The 16413-nt window shown below is 41.4% G+C and carries 16 protein-coding genes and 3 tRNA genes; 12 read left to right on the top strand and 7 right to left on the bottom strand.

The features are described 5' to 3' along the window. The first annotated feature begins 1 nt into the window (after position 1). The 10 genes from ccoO (at position 2) to ttcA (ending at position 8678) form a co-directional block, all read left to right on the top strand. Positions 2 to 607, top strand: coding sequence for a cytochrome-c oxidase, cbb3-type subunit II (ccoO, locus tag BM736_RS10370; protein ID WP_076411576.1), 606 nt, complete (start codon positions 2 to 4; stop codon positions 605 to 607). 14 nt (positions 608 to 621) lie between these two features. Then, positions 622 to 789, top strand: coding sequence for a cbb3-type cytochrome c oxidase subunit 3 (locus tag BM736_RS10365; RefSeq protein WP_076411573.1), 168 nt, complete (start codon positions 622 to 624; stop codon positions 787 to 789). After that, positions 789 to 1757, top strand: a complete 969-nt coding sequence (gene ccoP, locus BM736_RS10360; RefSeq protein ID WP_076411570.1) for a cytochrome-c oxidase, cbb3-type subunit III — start codon at positions 789 to 791, stop codon at positions 1755 to 1757. The genes BM736_RS10365 and ccoP overlap by 1 nt, the downstream gene beginning before the upstream one ends. Before the next feature lie 109 nt (positions 1758 to 1866). Beyond that, the gene (locus BM736_RS10355; protein WP_076411568.1) at positions 1867 to 2346 is read left to right on the top strand and encodes a FixH family protein; all 480 of its coding nucleotides are present in this window, start codon (positions 1867 to 1869) and stop codon (positions 2344 to 2346) included. A gap of 144 nt (positions 2347 to 2490) precedes the next feature. Then, the gene (locus tag BM736_RS10350; RefSeq protein WP_076411566.1) at positions 2491 to 4869 is read left to right on the top strand and encodes a heavy metal translocating P-type ATPase metal-binding domain-containing protein; all 2379 of its coding nucleotides are present in this window, start codon (positions 2491 to 2493) and stop codon (positions 4867 to 4869) included. Then, positions 4866 to 5051: a cbb3-type cytochrome oxidase assembly protein CcoS gene (gene ccoS, locus BM736_RS10345; RefSeq protein ID WP_076411564.1), complete on the top strand. Its 186-nt coding sequence runs from the start codon at positions 4866 to 4868 to the stop codon at positions 5049 to 5051. Before BM736_RS10350 ends, ccoS begins: the two co-directional genes overlap by 4 nt. After that, on the top strand, positions 5048 to 5740 hold the full coding sequence (locus BM736_RS10340) for a sulfite exporter TauE/SafE family protein (RefSeq protein ID WP_076411562.1): 693 nt from the start codon (positions 5048 to 5050) through the stop codon (positions 5738 to 5740). Before ccoS ends, BM736_RS10340 begins: the two co-directional genes overlap by 4 nt. 55 nt (positions 5741 to 5795) lie before the next feature. Further along, entirely contained in the window at positions 5796 to 6545 is a 750-nt protein-coding gene (etrA, locus tag BM736_RS10335; RefSeq protein WP_076411560.1) for an electron transport transcriptional regulator EtrA, read from the top strand. A 165-nt stretch (positions 6546 to 6710) separates the two neighbouring features. Further along, on the top strand, positions 6711 to 7643 hold the full coding sequence (gene uspE, locus BM736_RS10330; protein ID WP_076411558.1) for a universal stress protein UspE: 933 nt from the start codon (positions 6711 to 6713) through the stop codon (positions 7641 to 7643). A gap of 84 nt (positions 7644 to 7727) precedes the next feature. Continuing rightward, on the top strand, positions 7728 to 8678 hold the full coding sequence (gene ttcA, locus BM736_RS10325) for a tRNA 2-thiocytidine(32) synthetase TtcA (RefSeq protein WP_076411557.1): 951 nt from the start codon (positions 7728 to 7730) through the stop codon (positions 8676 to 8678). Positions 8679 to 8792: 114 nt separating this feature from the next. Here the strand turns inward: ttcA and BM736_RS10320 are convergent, their stop codons facing one another. Both BM736_RS10320 and BM736_RS10315 read right to left on the bottom strand, forming a co-directional pair. Then, the gene (locus BM736_RS10320) at positions 8793 to 9419 is read right to left on the bottom strand and encodes a DUF2987 domain-containing protein (protein WP_076411555.1); all 627 of its coding nucleotides are present in this window, start codon (positions 9417 to 9419) and stop codon (positions 8793 to 8795) included. Further along, entirely contained in the window at positions 9397 to 10224 is an 828-nt protein-coding gene (locus tag BM736_RS10315; RefSeq protein WP_076411554.1) for a glucosaminidase domain-containing protein, read from the bottom strand. Before BM736_RS10315 ends, BM736_RS10320 begins: the two co-directional genes overlap by 23 nt. A 145-nt stretch (positions 10225 to 10369) precedes the next feature. Between BM736_RS10315 and yvcK the strand changes: the two genes are divergently transcribed. Beyond that, positions 10370 to 11269: a uridine diphosphate-N-acetylglucosamine-binding protein YvcK gene (gene yvcK, locus BM736_RS10310; protein WP_076411552.1), complete on the top strand. Its 900-nt coding sequence runs from the start codon at positions 10370 to 10372 to the stop codon at positions 11267 to 11269. A gap of 129 nt (positions 11270 to 11398) precedes the next feature. On the opposite strand, the gene BM736_RS10305 is transcribed toward yvcK, so the two are convergent. The 5 genes from BM736_RS10305 to BM736_RS10285 form a co-directional block, all read right to left on the bottom strand. Beyond that, a complete protein-coding gene (locus tag BM736_RS10305; protein WP_076411550.1) occupies positions 11399 to 12592 on the bottom strand; it encodes an amino acid aminotransferase in 1194 nt (397 codons plus the stop codon). Positions 12593 to 13122: 530 nt separating this feature from the next. Continuing rightward, positions 13123 to 13208, bottom strand: a tRNA-Leu gene (locus BM736_RS10300). A 79-nt stretch (positions 13209 to 13287) separates the two neighbouring features. Next, positions 13288 to 13361: transfer RNA gene (locus BM736_RS10295), tRNA-Cys, on the bottom strand. A gap of 15 nt (positions 13362 to 13376) precedes the next feature. Continuing rightward, positions 13377 to 13452 (bottom strand) — tRNA-Gly (locus BM736_RS10290). A gap of 352 nt (positions 13453 to 13804) precedes the next feature. Continuing rightward, positions 13805 to 15244 (bottom strand): glyceraldehyde-3-phosphate dehydrogenase, encoded by a 1440-nt coding sequence (locus BM736_RS10285; RefSeq protein ID WP_076411549.1) that lies wholly within the window; start codon positions 15242 to 15244, stop codon positions 13805 to 13807. 204 nt (positions 15245 to 15448) lie between these two features. Between BM736_RS10285 and BM736_RS10280 the strand changes: the two genes are divergently transcribed. Continuing rightward, positions 15449 to 16294 carry a DUF2989 domain-containing protein gene (locus BM736_RS10280; protein ID WP_076411547.1) on the top strand — a complete coding sequence of 282 codons (846 nt, stop codon included), beginning with the start codon at positions 15449 to 15451 and terminating at the stop codon, positions 16292 to 16294. Positions 16295 to 16413: the final 119 nt, after the last annotated feature.

The following is a 16413-nucleotide window of genomic DNA, read 5'->3' as shown; positions in this document are numbered from 1 at the left end:
GATGAAATTTAATCATGAGTTAGTCGAGAAAAACATCGGTCTTCTAGGTATCTTTACCGTAATCGCCATCAGTTTTGGTGGATTGGTTCAGATCACTCCCCTGCTGTTTCAAAAGGACACGACTGAACCTGTAGATGGTTTACGTCCTTATACAGCACTAGAGCTTGAAGGTCGTGATATCTATATCCGTGAAGGTTGTTATAACTGTCATAGCCAGATGATCCGTCCTCTTCGTGCAGAAACCGAGCGTTATGGTCATTACTCTGTTGCGGGTGAATCAGTTTGGGATCACCCATTCCAGTGGGGGTCTAAGCGTACAGGTCCTGATCTAGCACGTGTCGGTGGTCGTTATAGCGACAAGTGGCATGAAGTTCACCTTATTGATCCGCGTGCTGTGGTACCTCAGTCTAATATGCCAGGTTTCCCTTGGTTAGCTGAGAACACGCTTGATGGAAAGTTAACTGCTGATAAGATAAAGATTTTCCAAAACTTCGGTGTACCTTACACGCAAGCAGATATTGATGGTGCTCAAAAAGCCGTTGAAGGTAAAACTGAAATGGAAGCCATTATCGCCTATCTGCAGTCTCTTGGACATGCACTGAAATAATTGGAGGCAATTATATGGATTACGGAGTTATACAAGGCCTAATTACGATTGTAGTGATGCTGACTTTCCTCGGTATATTTGCTTGGGCTTATAGTTCGCGACGTAAGGATCAATTCGACGAAGCGGCTAATCTTGTTTTTTCAGATGATGAACCAAACAAGAACTCAGGAGAAGATAAGTGATGACAAGCTTCTGGAGTATATGGATTACCGTACTCACAATTGTGGTAATCGCAGGATGTTTCATCCTTTTAAGATTGGTTTCTAAAAACACCACTGGTGTTGAAGAAGGCGAATCTATGGGCCATACCTTCGATGGTATTGAAGAGCTTAATAACCCACTACCAAAGTGGTGGAGTTATATGTTCTACCTAACTATCGTGTTTGGTGTTATTTATTTAGCACTTTACCCAGGACTTGGAAACTTTAAAGGTTTCCTTGGCTGGAGTAGTTCAAACCAGAGTATTGGTACAGAGAATGGTATTAAAGCTGATTCAGAAGCAGCCACTGCCCTAGCGACTAGCGAAGGACGTTGGGTGCAATATGACCAAGAAGTCATGCGTGCCGATGAGAAATATGGCCCTATCTTCAAGGCATATGCTGAAACACCACTTGATGAGTTAGTTAAGAATGAAGAAGCACTGAAAGTTGGTGGTCGTCTATTCTTACATAACTGTTCACAGTGTCACGGTAGTGATGCCCGTGGTAGTACTGGTTTCCCTAACCTTACTGACGGCGATTGGTTATATGGCGGAGAGCTTGAAACAATCAAGGCCTCAATCATGAACGGTCGTCACGGTATGATGCCGCCTAAAGGTGGTTTGCCTATCGAAGATAGTGAGATCAAAGGCTTGGCTGAGTATGTAGTCAAACTTTCTGGTCGCGAGCATGATGAAGCGTTAGCCGCACAGGGCCAAGGCTCATTCATGAAAGGCTGTTTTGCTTGTCATGGTATGGATGCTACTGGTAACAAGATGATGGGTGCCCCTAACCTTGTTAACAACATCTGGTTATACGGCGGAAGTCGTGGTGCTATTGAGCAGTCGATTAAGTATGGCCGCAGTGGTGTTATGCCAGCATGGAAAGATGTATTAGGTGAAGAAAAAGTTCACGTAATCACTGCCTATGTTTATAGCTTGTCAAACAAGTAGTTACATCTAAGTAACATAAGGGCCTCGATCTAATCGAGGCCCTTTTTTTAGGTGCTAAATCACAGTTTTAACGGTAAAATAATCGTAATTATTCTAATAGGTATGACAGATGAACGTACAACCACCCTGGTATAAGCAGTTCTGGCCCTGGTTCTTAATTATTCTTCCTCTTTGTGCTGTTGTAGCAAGTATGAATTTGGTCTATCTAGCTGTTGTAAACAAAGACTCATTAGTCTCTGAAGATTACTATAAAGACGGTAAGCGTATAAATATGGATCTTAAGAAGATTAAATACGCTAAACAACTTGGCCTGCAGTTTGAGATGTTAGTTGACCATAATACTTTGGCTATCACTCAGCATGGCGGTGAAGCCTATACTGCAGCACTTAACGTTGAGTTTTTTCACCCGACGATTCAAGCCCGTGACTTTACAAAGATGGTTCCGGCTGGTGGTGATCAAGTTTATCGAATTGAACTTGAGGAGCCAATTACAGGTTCTTGGGAAGTAAGATTAGATGGTTTCGATCGTAAATGGCGCATTCAAAAACGATTAGAGATTAAAGATGATGGTCAATATTGGCTAAACTAAGCAAATAGTCCCCTTTCATCTTATACCGATGCAAGTTACTTAACCGTGGCTTACATCGGTTATCGATTTTAAATAATCACTTATTGACTTAAGTTATTCATTGCTTAGTCCGTGTGCTTATAAATAGGTTCTTTAAAACTGTCTATGCAACTTCTTGATTGTTTCCACTGTGGCGAGCCTGTATTAACGGGTTCTCAATTCACCACACTCATCGACAACAAAGAACAATGTATGTGTTGTCCTGGTTGTCAGGCTGTATCGGCTGCAATCATTGATGCAGGTTTAACTAACTATTATAAATATCGAACTGAGCCAGGCAGTAAGCAAAATGCCATCGTGCCTGAAGAGCTTTCAACGTTTTCAGCATTCGACCTACCAGAAGTTCAACAAGACTTTGTTTATCAAAATAGTGAGACATCGAGCGTATCACTCTCTATCGATGGGATCACTTGTGCAGCTTGTGCATGGTTAATCGAACATAAGCTTAAAAATCTTGCTGGAATTGTAAATATTCAGGTCAACACGACAACAGAAAGAGCTTTAGTGACTTGGCTGCCAGAGCAACTAAAGCTGAGTGACATCCTTAACAACATCAGTGCGATTGGTTATCAAGCGGCCCCCTATCAAGTCGATGAACAGGAAGTGTTAAGTAAAAAGAATAGTCGCAAGTTTTTATTAAGGCTTGGCCTTGCAGGCTTTGCAACCATGCAAGTTATGATGTTTGCCCTCGCCCTCTATGCTGGTTACTTCACTGATTTAGAAGTTGAATATCGAGATTACTTTCGCTGGGTCAGTTTAATTTTTGCCGCGCCAGTGGTTTTCTACTCAGCACAACCTTTCTATTTCAGTGCGATTCGTTCTATGTTTAGTGGTCGGCTTAATATGGACGTCTCCGTGTCTATTGCCATATTGGGTGCATATATAGCGAGCTGTATAGCAACCATAAATGGCAACGGAGAGGTGTATTTTGAGTCTGTTAGTATGTTTACCTTTTTCCTATTACTGGGTCGCTACTTTGAACAAAATGCCCGTCAAAAAGCATCTGTAAGCTCAAGTAACCTGCATAAACTGGTCCCATTAACGGCACATTTATATAAGGATTCAGGTGTCGAAGAGGTCCCTGCTAAGGGGCTCGTTGTGGGTGACATAATTTTAGTTAAACCTGGCGAAGTCGTCGCAGCTGATGGACACATCGTTTATGGCAGCTCATGCTTTAACGAAGCTATGCTGACCGGTGAGCAAAAACCAGTTAACAAAACAACCACTGCAGAAGTATATGCAGGAACGATTAACGTAGAGCAACCTGTTCGAGTACAAGTCACCGCCATTGGCCAAGACCAATTAGTGTCAGAGATAATACGTCTACAAGAGTCAGCCTCAAACAATAAGCCCAAGGTTGCACTCTATGTTGATAATATCTCAAATTATTTTACTTGGACCATACTGACGGTCGCAGCTTTAACTTATATCGTTTGGAAAATTTATTGGCCTGAAGATGCCTTTTGGGTCACGCTCTCTGTGCTCGTTGCAACCTGCCCCTGTGCACTCGCACTCGCAACCCCCACTGCAGTTACTTGTGCCACAGGGATATTTACACGTATTGGTGTGATAGCCAGAAAGCCAGGTGTCTTTGAAAAGTTACCATTGATTGATCATGTTGTTTTCGATAAAACGGGCACCCTGACCTGCGGAAATCTAGAGCTAGAATCTGTCACAATAACAGGCACTATCCCCGAAAAAGAGGCGCTTTCAATTGCTGCGGCACTTGAAGAAAGTTCGCTACACCCTATTGCTAAAGCATTCGAACCTTACCGTAGACACGACATGGAAGTGTTACAGTGCCAGAGTCATATCGGCAAAGGAGTAAGCGGATCTATTGGTAATATCGAGTATCGTTTAGGCAGTGCGAAATTTGTTGGCTTATCTTCTCAGGAGCAACAGACGGTTTATCTAAGTGATTCACGCTCTGTCATTGCTCAATTTGTTTTGGTTGATGCCATTCGCAGTGATGCATCTCAAACCGTTAAAGCATTAGCTCTTTCGGGAAGTAAAGTATCGATTGCAAGTGGTGACACCTCAACTCATGTCGATGAAGTTGCCCAAAGAGTGGGTATTTCTGATGTGAATAAAGGACTGTCACCTGAAGGCAAACTAACCCTCATTAGGCAGTATCAGCAAACATCGAATGTTGCTATGTTTGGTGATGGGATAAACGATGCCCCAGTCTTAGCGGGGGCAAACCTATCTATCGCTATGGGGAGTGGCGCTGCGATAACAAAAAGCAGTGCAGACATTATACTGTTAGGGGATCAATTAAGCCGTTATACCGACGCGGTTAACGTTGCAAAGCTAACTGAAAAAATTATCAAACAAAATTTATACTGGGCGCTTGGATATAACCTGTTTATAATCCCTCTAGCCGTTACGGGCCATGTATTACCTTATGTTGCAGCACTCGGCATGTCAGCCAGTTCACTTATCGTTGTTGGCAATAGCCTCAGATTACTAAAGGTTCGTTTATGAGTATTATTTACGTTTTGATCCCTATTGCTATGCTGTTCGTACTGATTGCTATTGGCATTTTCTTCTGGGCCGTTAAATCCGAGCAGTTTGATGACCTCGACAGACAAAGTGTTTCTATTCTATTTGATGATGAACAGCCCTCTGTTACCAGTAAAGAGTCTGACGACTCAAAACCCGTTTGATTGATTATAACGTTACAGGCGCTTTTTTAGTCGGCCTGATGGGCGCAGGACATTGCATTGGTATGTGCGGTGGTCTAATTGGTGCGTTTTCATCGCAGCTTCCATCAAGTGGCAATAAAAATAAGTTTGTTTCACGACTGCAGTTTTTACTGACCTACAACCTTGGCAGAATATTAAGTTATGCGACTGCTGGCGCATTAGTGGGCGGTTCTGCAAGTGTTCTAGGCTTATTGTTTGATCTTGATATTTATCTGATAACACTTCGAATAATCGCAGGTGTTATGATGATCGCAACGGGCCTGTATATCGCCAATATCTGGTCGGGTATTGTTCAAGTAGAACGCTTAGGTAAATTCGTCTGGCGTTTTGTAGCGCCAATCGCTAATCGCGTACTCCCTATTCAGACCGCACCACAAGCTTTCCTCGGGGGAATATTGTGGGGCTGGTTACCTTGTGGTTTGGTATATAGCACATTAACATGGGCTGTAGCGTCTAACTCTGCGCAACAAGGCGCCTTGATTATGGCGGCATTTGGACTGGGAACTTTACCAGCTCTCTTGAGTGTTGGTATGGCGGCCAATGCTTTGGGGCAATGGGTTAAGAATCGAGCGGTAAGGCTGATAAGTGGTGCAATTTTAGTTTCGTTTGGTTTACAAACTTTATATATCGCATTTTCGCAGCTTAGCTAGCTCAGTTTATTAAATTAGTTTAACATATATGTAATCGCGAAATTTGAGAAACACTATGACAGACAAGATTAAGACTCGTCGCTCGACAGTGCCTGGATGTGCCATTCATTGTCATGACTGTAGTATGGGAACCTTATGTATTCCATTTACCCTCAATAGCAACGAACTCGATCAGTTAGATGAGATAATTGAGAGAAAGAAGCCAATTCAAAAAGGTGAGCAAATCTTTAAGTCTGGTGACCCACTAAAATCTCTTTTCGCCATACGTTCTGGTACAGTTAAAAGCTTTACGATCACAGAACAAGGTGACGAGCAGATCACAGGCTTTCATCTTGCTGGTGATGTTATTGGCTTCGATGGTATCCATTCCCAATCTCACCAAAGTTTTGCACAAGCACTTGAAACCTCTATGGTCTGCGAGATCCCTTACACTACTCTTGATGATCTCAGTGGCACTATGCCGAAATTAAGACAGCAAGTAATGCGCTTAATGAGTCATGAAATTCAAAGTGACCAAGAGATGATATTATTACTGAGTAAAAAGAATGCTGAAGAGAGACTCGCTGCATTCATCAGTAATCTAGCAAATCGTTTTGGTAGTCGAGGGTTTTCTCCGAAGGAATTCAGATTAACGATGACCCGCGGAGATATTGGTAACTACTTAGGATTAACAGTAGAAACCATTAGTCGTTTGCTCGGCCGTTTCCAAAAAGCTGACCTTATCGAAGTAAAGGGTAAATACATTACCATTGTTAACTTTGAACAGCTCTCTGAGTTAGCTGGAAACAACGCCATCGCGCGTTAAGTATTTGGGCATTTAGTCAATTTGTATCTAAGTGCCCAATCGTCATACCTTTTTTCACTTCTAGATCTCGTTACTGGCATAAAGATATGCTGATGTTGATCAAAATCATTGCTTTTTGTACTCTTTAGCTCATTATTAATTTACTGTCTAAACAAAGGAGTGACTATGAAGCAATTACAGAAACTCTTGGTCGTCATCGATCCTACTAGCGATGTACAACCAGCCCTTGCACGTGCCATTGAATTAGCCTCTCCCAATAATGCCTCCATCACTGTTTTCTTATCTATTTTCGATTTCTCTTATGAGATGACCTCTATTTTGTCTGGCCATGAACGTGAAGCGATGCGCCAAGGTGTTATTGCTCAACGACAAGCTTGGCTAGAAGAGTTAATAGCGGGTTACTCAAACGGCAAAACACAGATTGAAAGTGAAGTTATTTGGCATAACCGCCCATTTGAAAGCATTATTCAACATGCAATAGCTGGGCAGTACGACATCATTGTGAAAGGTACTCACCTTCATGATAAATTGAAATCAGTTATCTTTACTCCAACAGATTGGCACCTTATGCGAAAGTCGCCAGTACCAATGTTGCTCGTTAAAGATCATGACTGGCCCGTTGCTGGTAAAATCCTATGTGCTATCAATGTTGGTTCTGAGGATGATGATCATCAAGCGCTAAATGGAAAAATCATTGATCATGCTAAATGTCTTGCTGAACAGTTCGATGCTCAAGTTCATTTAGTCAATGGTTATCCAGGCACGCCTGTTAACCTAGCCATTGAACTGCCTGATTTTGACGCGCACACTTACGGTGAAACTATCAGAATGCAGCATGAACAAAGGGTGTGTTATTTAGCAAATAGCTATGGGATCTCGAGTGATTTTTGTCATGTCAAAGAGGGATTACCTGAAGATGTTATTCCTGAGATTGCGCGTCAAATTGATGCCGAGCTCGTTATCTTAGGTACGGTTGGCAGGACGGGGATTTCAGCAGCATTGATTGGTAATACCGCAGAGCATGTTATCGACAGTATAAATTGTGATCTGCTTGCGATTAAACCTGATGGTTATATCTCTCCTTTAGCGGAGGAGTAATACTCGCACGCTTCTTTGTTCAAAAATGCTAAAGATTGCTATATACTACGCGCCCAGAATTTAAGTGAACTAGGCGCGTTTTTTATGTCCGACGATCTATCAAAACAACAGATCACCCGAATGAATAAACTTCAGAAAAAGCTACGCAGTGAAGTGGGTAAGGCAATTTCTGACTATCAAATGATAGAGGAAGGTGATCGTGTAATGTGCTGCCTATCTGGTGGCAAAGATAGTTATGCGATGCTGGACATATTAATCAATCTACAGCAACGCGCACCAATTAAATTTGAAATTGTTGCAGTAAATTTAGATCAGAAACAACCTGGTTTCCCTGAAGAAATTTTGCCTGCATACCTAGATACATTAGGCGTGCCCTACCATATTCTTGAAAAAGACACTTACTCTATTGTCCGAGACAAAATCCCTGAGGGGCAAAAAACGTGTTCCTTATGTTCTCGACTTCGCCGTGGCACACTTTATGGTTTTGCTCAAAATATAGGGGCAACTAAAATCGCGCTTGGGCACCATAGAGATGACATTATCGAAACACTCTTTCTCAATATGTTCTTTGCTGGGAAGCAAAAGGCAATGCCACCAAAACTTTTGTCGGATGATGGTGCCAATGTTGTTATCAGACCTCTGGCATACTCAAGGGAGAAAGATATTGCTGAATATGCTGATTTAAAATCATTCCCTATTATTCCTTGCAACTTATGTGGTTCACAAGAAAACTTAAAGCGAGTCGCTGTAAAAGATATGCTTAATAGTTGGGATAGAGACTTCCCTGGACGCATTGAGAGCATTTTTACAGCAATGCAGAACACATCCCCCTCTCAAGGTGTTGATCGCGAGCAATTTGATTTCACCGCGCTTAAACGCGATCCTGATGCGCCATTAAAAGGCGATGTTGCAGAATCTCAATTACCAGCGTTCGATTTCCTCGATCCGGCGAATAACGGTCATATTGATCTCGATGCTGCAAACAAGGTTAGACAAGAGAATTTGATTGAGGTTGTTAATACTTACACGCCATAAGCACTTAGATATTTAGATGTTTAGATGTTTAGATATTTAGTAACTTAAATGCTTCGCAAATAAAAATCCCGGCTTATGCCGGGATTTTTGGTTTAATGAGTTGTGCTTTTACAGTTAACCGTTTGTCCAAGGGCTTACAACTAAGGGTTTCCTATCGAACTCAAGTTTAACAAGTGATTCGATCTGCTCAGCTGAAAGTCTCAATTTCCCTTTTACGACCTGTTCTTTACCATCGATGGTAACCAGTACTTTATCATTTTCTGAAAACTCGAAGTTAAGACCTGAGATATCATTACTGAAATAGCGCATAGGAAACCCTTGCATGTCGTACAGCATTCTATTCATCTCAGCTTGGATCTCACTGACTTCTGTTTGACTGTAGTGCTGTTTAGTATTTTTAGCTCTTACTTGCATTGCGATACTGCAATTATCCGCTGAACCATCAATCTCAAGGTTTACTAGTGCCCTATCGGACTTAAGCTTACCGTCATAGGGTAAAAATATTCTTTGCTGTGCTGTAATGGTCAGCGGGAACGTTTCTTTTTCTGTTGTGATCGTTCCACTTTTAACACGACATAAGTCCTTATTAGGGACTGAAAATGCAATCTCTATCAAGGGGTAATTACCTTTATTGACCTGTTTGAGTCTTTGGTAAAATCCTTGATATTCAAGAGAGATTGGTGCTGCCTGTACAGACGTGGCAGCCAGAATTAAACAACTAAACAGAAGGCCTTTCTTCATGATTCTCCACCAAATACCGCTTATTTTGTCGTAACATCTCCAGGAGCTCATCGATATAGGCCTCCTGTCGTTCGGAATAATTAATTAAACCATATACTAACTGATCTGCTGCAGGAAGTTTGCCTTGAGCACGTAAATCAGCTCGAATAGATCGTAATAAAGAGTAAGCGGCATTTGAGTTGAGGTTTCTCATATATGAAGCGACTGACGCTTCAACTGAGTCAAACTTGGCAACTTCATGGGACTTACCACTTGTTCTTGACTGCGGCACTAAACCACAACCTTTTCTAAAACACCACTGACCAAAAAAATTAAGCCCTTGTTTCGCGAAGCGGGAACTGCCCCAGCCTGTTTCGTTCGCAGCTTGAATTAATACCATAGACTCAGGAATGATATCGGTTCTGACCAGTAGCTCCTGCAATGTCTTTTCATTAAAGGAGCGAGAAGAGAATTGATATTTATTGGCTATCTCTTCAATGCGATAGAGCTCCGCATCTGTTAACACTAATCCATCGATTAGGTGCTGCAAGCTTCTTTGTAGAAAGGCACGCTCATCCATAATGATTGCATTTTGATGCCTGATTGATGGGCGAAGATAGTTAAAAAATGTTTGCTTTTTCTCTGATACTGAAGAAATGGATTCAAAATCTGGGATCAAACTCATCGCCTGTTCATTTTCAATTAACTTACCAACTGTACCCTGCTCTGTTTTCACAGAATCTATGAACAAAACTTTTAAAAGAATGAAAGTGACGATCACTAAGCTCAATGAAACGGTTACTCTTGCAACTCTTCCTGCTTTCATCTTTATCTCTTGTTATAAAAAATTGACTGGGATTATATGACATATATCAAAATTGACAAAACCCAACACAAAGCCATAGCCCTAGGGTATAATCGTCAATTATTGAGTCGCATAGTAAATGGGTATTCAGGAAGGAACAACCCGAATGCAAGATAATGAATTAAATAAATTTAACAACATCGTCGCCGTTGGTGGTGGTCATGGCCTGGGTCGTGTGTTATCCGCGCTATCTTTCCTTGGCCCAAAACTCACAGGTGTTGTAGCGACAACGGATAATGGTGGCTCTACGGGTCGCCTAAGGCAGCAGCAGGACTGTATTGCGTGGGGAGACATGAGAAACTGTTTATCTCAACTTGCTAATCACCCATCGATAGGCTCCCTCTTATTTGAATACCGTTTTACTGGTGAAAATGATCTGTCAGGCCACAACTTAGGCAATCTAATTTTATTAGCCCTAGATCAACTTTGTGTCCGACCGTTAGAGGCTGTTAATCTTATAAGGCAGCTTTTAAAAATCGAGACTAAGGTCATACCTATGTCGGAAGAGCCGACACACTTAGTCGCTATTGAAGCTTGTGGTAACAAGGTGTTTGGTGAAACCAGTGTTGATGGCATGGTCGAGCATCCAATGGCATTGTCTTTAGAGCCTATGGTTACTGCGACCTGTGAGGCTTGTGAAGCTGTTAGGCATGCAGACTTAGTCATATTGGGCCCAGGTAGCTTTCTAACCAGTATTATGCCCCCACTACTGTTACCAAAGTTTTGCGCGGCACTGAATGAATCAGAAGCTAAAGTAATACTGATTGATAATTTAACCCGAGAGCCCTCTCCTTCAGCGGATTTTTCGCTGCGACAAAGGATTGATTGGTGTCACCAAGTATTAGGCATGAAAGTGATTGAGCAAGTACTTTGCCACGCTGACACGAGTTACCAAGAGGGAATAATCTCCTACCGCCCACTGGTAAGTAAACATCATAGAGGTTTACACGACAGAACGGCACTTGCAGATGCACTCGCAAGCATGGTCGCGGCATCGCCTAGATAATAAGCCTATTTTTTATCACTAGGTTCTATTTCTTGGCCCTATGCTTAAGTTATAAAGAGTAATAAAAAGGACAGCTTAAGCTGTCCTTTTTATTGAGTATTACCGAGTGCAGACTCTACCTTTAAACTTTTATAAAACTGCAGCAATCGCTTTGCAGATCACTGGCATATTTTCTTTTGTCATACCAGCGACACTGATGCGTCCAGAGCCAACAATATAAACCGCATGTTCATCTTTTAGTTGTGTCACTTGCGCTTTAGACAATCCGGAGAAGCTAAACATGCCATTTTGACTTGAGATAAAGCTGAAATCTTGTGTCACGCCTTCATGCTTCAATGACTCTACAAACAAGCTACGCATTTGAGCAATTCGCTCACGCATCTCGCTAAGCTCAGATTCCCATAACTGCTTCAACTCATCATCGCCGAGTATAGTACTCACGATCAATGCACCGTGAGCAGGCGGGTTTGAGTAATTACCACGAATAGTGCTTTTAACTTGACTAAAAGCTTTAGTAACACTTTCTGTCGTATCACCAACAAGGGTTACGGCACCAATGCGTTCGTTATAAAGGCCAAAGTTTTTAGAGAAAGAGTTAGCAATAAGCAGTTCAGGTACTTTAGCTGCAACGATTCTTAGCCCTTGAGCATCTTCATCGACCCCAGCACCAAAGCCTTGGTAAGCAAAATCAAATAATGGCACCAAACCTTGTGATAAGCACAGATCTGCAATGGTGTGCCACTCTTGTTCAGTCAGATCAATCCCTGTCGGGTTATGACAGCAACCATGTAATAAGACCAAGTCTCCCGCTTTTGCGGTCTTAAGATCTTCAAGCATTGCTTCAAAGTCTTTTCCGTGGGTCTCAGCTTGATAGTAACGGTACTGCTTAATGGCAAGCCCTGCAGATTTAAAAATGTTTTGGTGATTGGCCCAGGTTGGGTTGCTGACCCAAATTGTTTTAGATTCTGTATTACGGACTAAAAACTCTGCAGCTACTCGTAGTGAGCCTGTACCGCCAGGCGCTTGAGCTGTTAGCGCACGTTTAGCTGTTACTACATCGTGCGTCGCACCAAAAAGTAACTCTTGAACAACACGGTTGTATGCTTCAACACCTTCGATGCCAAGATAGCTTTTACTCTTCTCTGATGAGAGCAATTTCTCTTCCGCCAGTTTTACCGATCTTAGTATTGGGGTTAAACCTGACTCATCTTTATAGATCCCAACCCCAAGGTTTACTTTACCTTTCCTTGTATCGGCTTTAAATGCATCAGTAAGGCCTAAAATGGGATCTGCTGGAGCAAGTTCAACCTGGCTAAATATCATAAGATCTTTCCTAAAATAGTGTGTAGGGGGTTATTAGGCTCTCTTTATACCATTCAAACAAAGACACTGGTAGTGAGTTTTCATACTGGTAGAGAAAATACTTTATTATTGGGATAACAAGCAAAATAAATAACAATTTTTAACGAAAAATGAATTAAACCGTCAATATTTAAAAGATTGTATATCTGTTAATTCTAAAGCGGTTGGTTCTGAATCTTAATGCAACAATGAAGAGAGCGTTCAGCAAACTAAGATATATAAGAGGTGAACTAAGCCCCTGACTCACTCAAGCCCAAGCTTGAATCGGCATGTGGTTTTTAAAGAGTAGTGTGGGATTTTGTAACTGGCTTTTATGTACAGGCACAAAAAAAACTGACATAAACCAAGAACCGATTAATGGTACTTAACTTCTTAACTTCTTAACTTCAGACTTTAACTGGCGCGTGTCCTATAAAGAGTATCGTGGGAGGGGAAATCTTGCTTATGCGCTAGATACAAAAAAGCCCTAACTTTCGTTAGGGCCTAAATGATGGTACCCGAGGCCGGACTTGAACCGGCACGCCTATTAAGCGAGGGATTTTAAATCCCTTGTGTCTACCAATTCCACCACTCGGGCAAAACTGTTGACCTTGATGAAACGTACTCTTGGTAGTAAGTACTGTATCTTTAAAAGATACTCACCAAACTCTAAATCGTGGAGGCGCGACCCGGAGTCGAACCGAGATCGACGGATTTGCAATCCGCAGCATAGCCATTCTGCCATCGCGCCACAATTTTAATAGATTGGAGCGACATATCGGGTTCGAACCGATGACCTATACCTTGGCAAGGTATCGCTCTACCAACTGAGCTAATGTCGCAATCTTATCTATCTAGCCAACTTTACAAGAAGGCTTTGCAGCAAGTTCTTTCTTAAGAAGCTTTCCCTTGACTGCGGAATGGCATTCTACCGATTTACTCCACAGAGTCAATCAAGATACCTACTAAAAATGCGCTTTTTTAACTGACTGATGCTAAAACGATCATAGTGGTCAAAAATAGACAAACTTACGTTTAATCAGTGTTCAATTAAGCTAATTTATCTGAAAATAAATTAGTGCGTCAATTGATGCGCTATAAAACTAAGGTCATTTAAAAGACATTTTAGGGCGATTAAACAGCAGAAACAAAAAAGCCTCGTATAAACGAGGCTTTTTAATTGCTTACTGACTCTTAGCCATTTGGTAGAGACTGATAGTTAAGCTCAAGCATCTTTTGCATAACACCGACTACCTGGCAGCTGTAGCCAAACTCGTTGTCATACCATACATAAAGAATCGCACGGTTGCCCTCTGCGATAGTCGCGTGTGAATCGACAACACCCGCATATCGAGAACCAACAAGATCTGATGAAACAATCTCAGTAGACTCAGTGAAGTCTATTTGATTTTGTAATTCAGAATGTAGAGACATATCACGTAGGTATTGGTTTACCGCGTCTTTGCTAGTGGTTTCATTATCAAGGTTTAGCGTAATGATAGCCATAGAGACATTTGGCGTCGGCACACGAATAGCATTACCAGTCAGCTTACCGGCTAATACTGGCAACGCTTTAGAAACTGCTTTAGCAGCGCCAGTTTCAGTAATAACCATATTGAGTGGCGCACTACGACCACGACGGTCAGCGCTATGATAGTTATCGATTAAGTTCTGATCATTGGTATATGAATGAATTGTTTCAACATGGCCATTGGTAATACCATACTTATCATTCATCGCCTTTAAAACGGGTGTGATAGCGTTAGTTGTACAGCTTGCTGCTGATACAATCTTATCTTCACTCAGAATATCCGCTTCATTCACACCGTAAACAATGTTTTTAATCTGACCTTTTGCAGGGGCAGTAAGCAGTACTTTAGCTGAACCTTTAGATTTAAGGTGCAAACCAAGCCCATCTTCGTCTTTCCAGATCCCAGTGTTGTCTACAACTAACGCATCTTTAATGCCGTATTTAGTGTAATCAATTTCATCTGGTGAGTTTGCGTAAATAACTTGAATATATGTGCCATTGGCAATAATCGCATTATTTTCTTCGTCAACTTCAACTGAACCATTAAACGGCCCATGAACAGAGTCACGACGTAAGAGACTTGCGCGCTTCTCTAAATCACCTTTACGGCCACCACGCAATACGATAGCGCGAAGGCGTAGCTTATTACTTACACCAGTTCTTTCTATTAGCAAACGAGCAAGTAAACGGCCTATACGACCAAAGCCATAAAGCACAACGTCTTTAGCTTCTTGAGTATCTTCGTGGTCGATTGCAGACGCTAATTCGCGGCTCATATATGCTTCAATGCCGCTAGCATCGTCATTTTCTTGCCAGTATTTAATCGCAAGTTTACCGATATCGACTTTGCATTGCTTAACAGCTAACTTGCTGAGTGCTTCAACAAAAGGAAAGCTTTCACGTAGTCTTAATTTATAGCCGACAAAACGACGAACCAGACGGTGTGATTTAATGATCTCAATGGTAGAGGCATTGAGTAGCGGCTTACCGTATAGAACGACTTCGACACCTTGATTACGATACAACTTACCAAGCAAAGGCTGCATAGCCTCTGCCATTTCGAAACGTTCTTGCCAGCTTTGTAGGTGTTTATCAGCGCTCATTTACAAATCCTTTATCTCACTTTCCTGTATTTTTTTACAGAAATGATTGAGTAACAAAAAGAAAAGACCAATACTTAGTTTATTATAAGGGGTGGAATACCCTTTAGGTCGGCGCTATTGTAATGAAAAGTAGCCTTTCAGGCTAGCAAGATATTTTTTGTAACGCTGTAATTTTATTAGCAAAAAAGTGGCTTGGAGCCTATTTTGACTAGAAATTTTGTAATAATTACATCATTTATTAGCTTTGTCGCATTTTCGAGCCTTTTGGGCTGCGAAAAACAACCAGATACAGGAACTATATGTAAAAATAATCCTGAACTTTGTAACGATATTCATGCTGATAGCTGGTGTAGATATGAGAAAGGCGATCTAATACGCAAAAGATTTAAACTAAAATTTACCGAATCACCAACAGGTGAACAGTTATACCAACACTTGCTCAACTTAGAGAAGTATAATAAATGTATTGAGCTTGCTGCTGGCGTACAGCATATATTGCATCCTGAAAGAACAAACGATCGTGTTCGCGCTTTTGGATTAAGCGCCCAAAATCTTGCGCAGATGCAAGACTCTACAAAAAACAGTGAAGATTTTTACTTAGCCTTTTATCACTGGACTCGTTTTAATGATTTAAACGCTCAAAAGGTTGTGCTAAAAGCGCAAAAGGACGGCAAAATAAAGGACATTCAACTTTTGTCTCAAATTGCTTCCTATTACCAAAAGTTTGATCCGAAACAATCTAATGACATTTACCTAGAAGTGTTGGATTTAAGTCATGAGGATAACTTCAATCCAGACTGGTTGTTGGGCTTATCTAACAACTATCGCAAACTCAATGATCTCGAACTCACCTATTTACTGTCACGTGCCAATGTCATTATGACCAAGCAAAGTGTCTCCGAACAGAAAATGTTAGCCCTCCTTGGGGGAGATAAGTCACTAATGCAGTTTTTAGATGACCAAGCTGAAGAGCTTGTCGATGTGATTGAAGACGGTGGCTTTGCTAATAGTTCAATCAAAGCAAAGTTACAACGTGCCCCCTCCCCTTAATTTTGACTATAAAGTTACCCGTTTATTTCGCTTTGTCCAATATGGGTTATATTTTATATCTGAGGCTATTTGTGCCATTTTCTTTCATAGAAATATGTATGCCATAACGGTGCATATTT

Source organism: Shewanella sp. UCD-KL12 (assembly GCF_001957125.1).
Taxonomy (GTDB): Bacteria; Pseudomonadota; Gammaproteobacteria; order Enterobacterales; family Shewanellaceae; genus Shewanella.
This window is presented reverse-complemented; position numbering and strand designations above follow the sequence as displayed.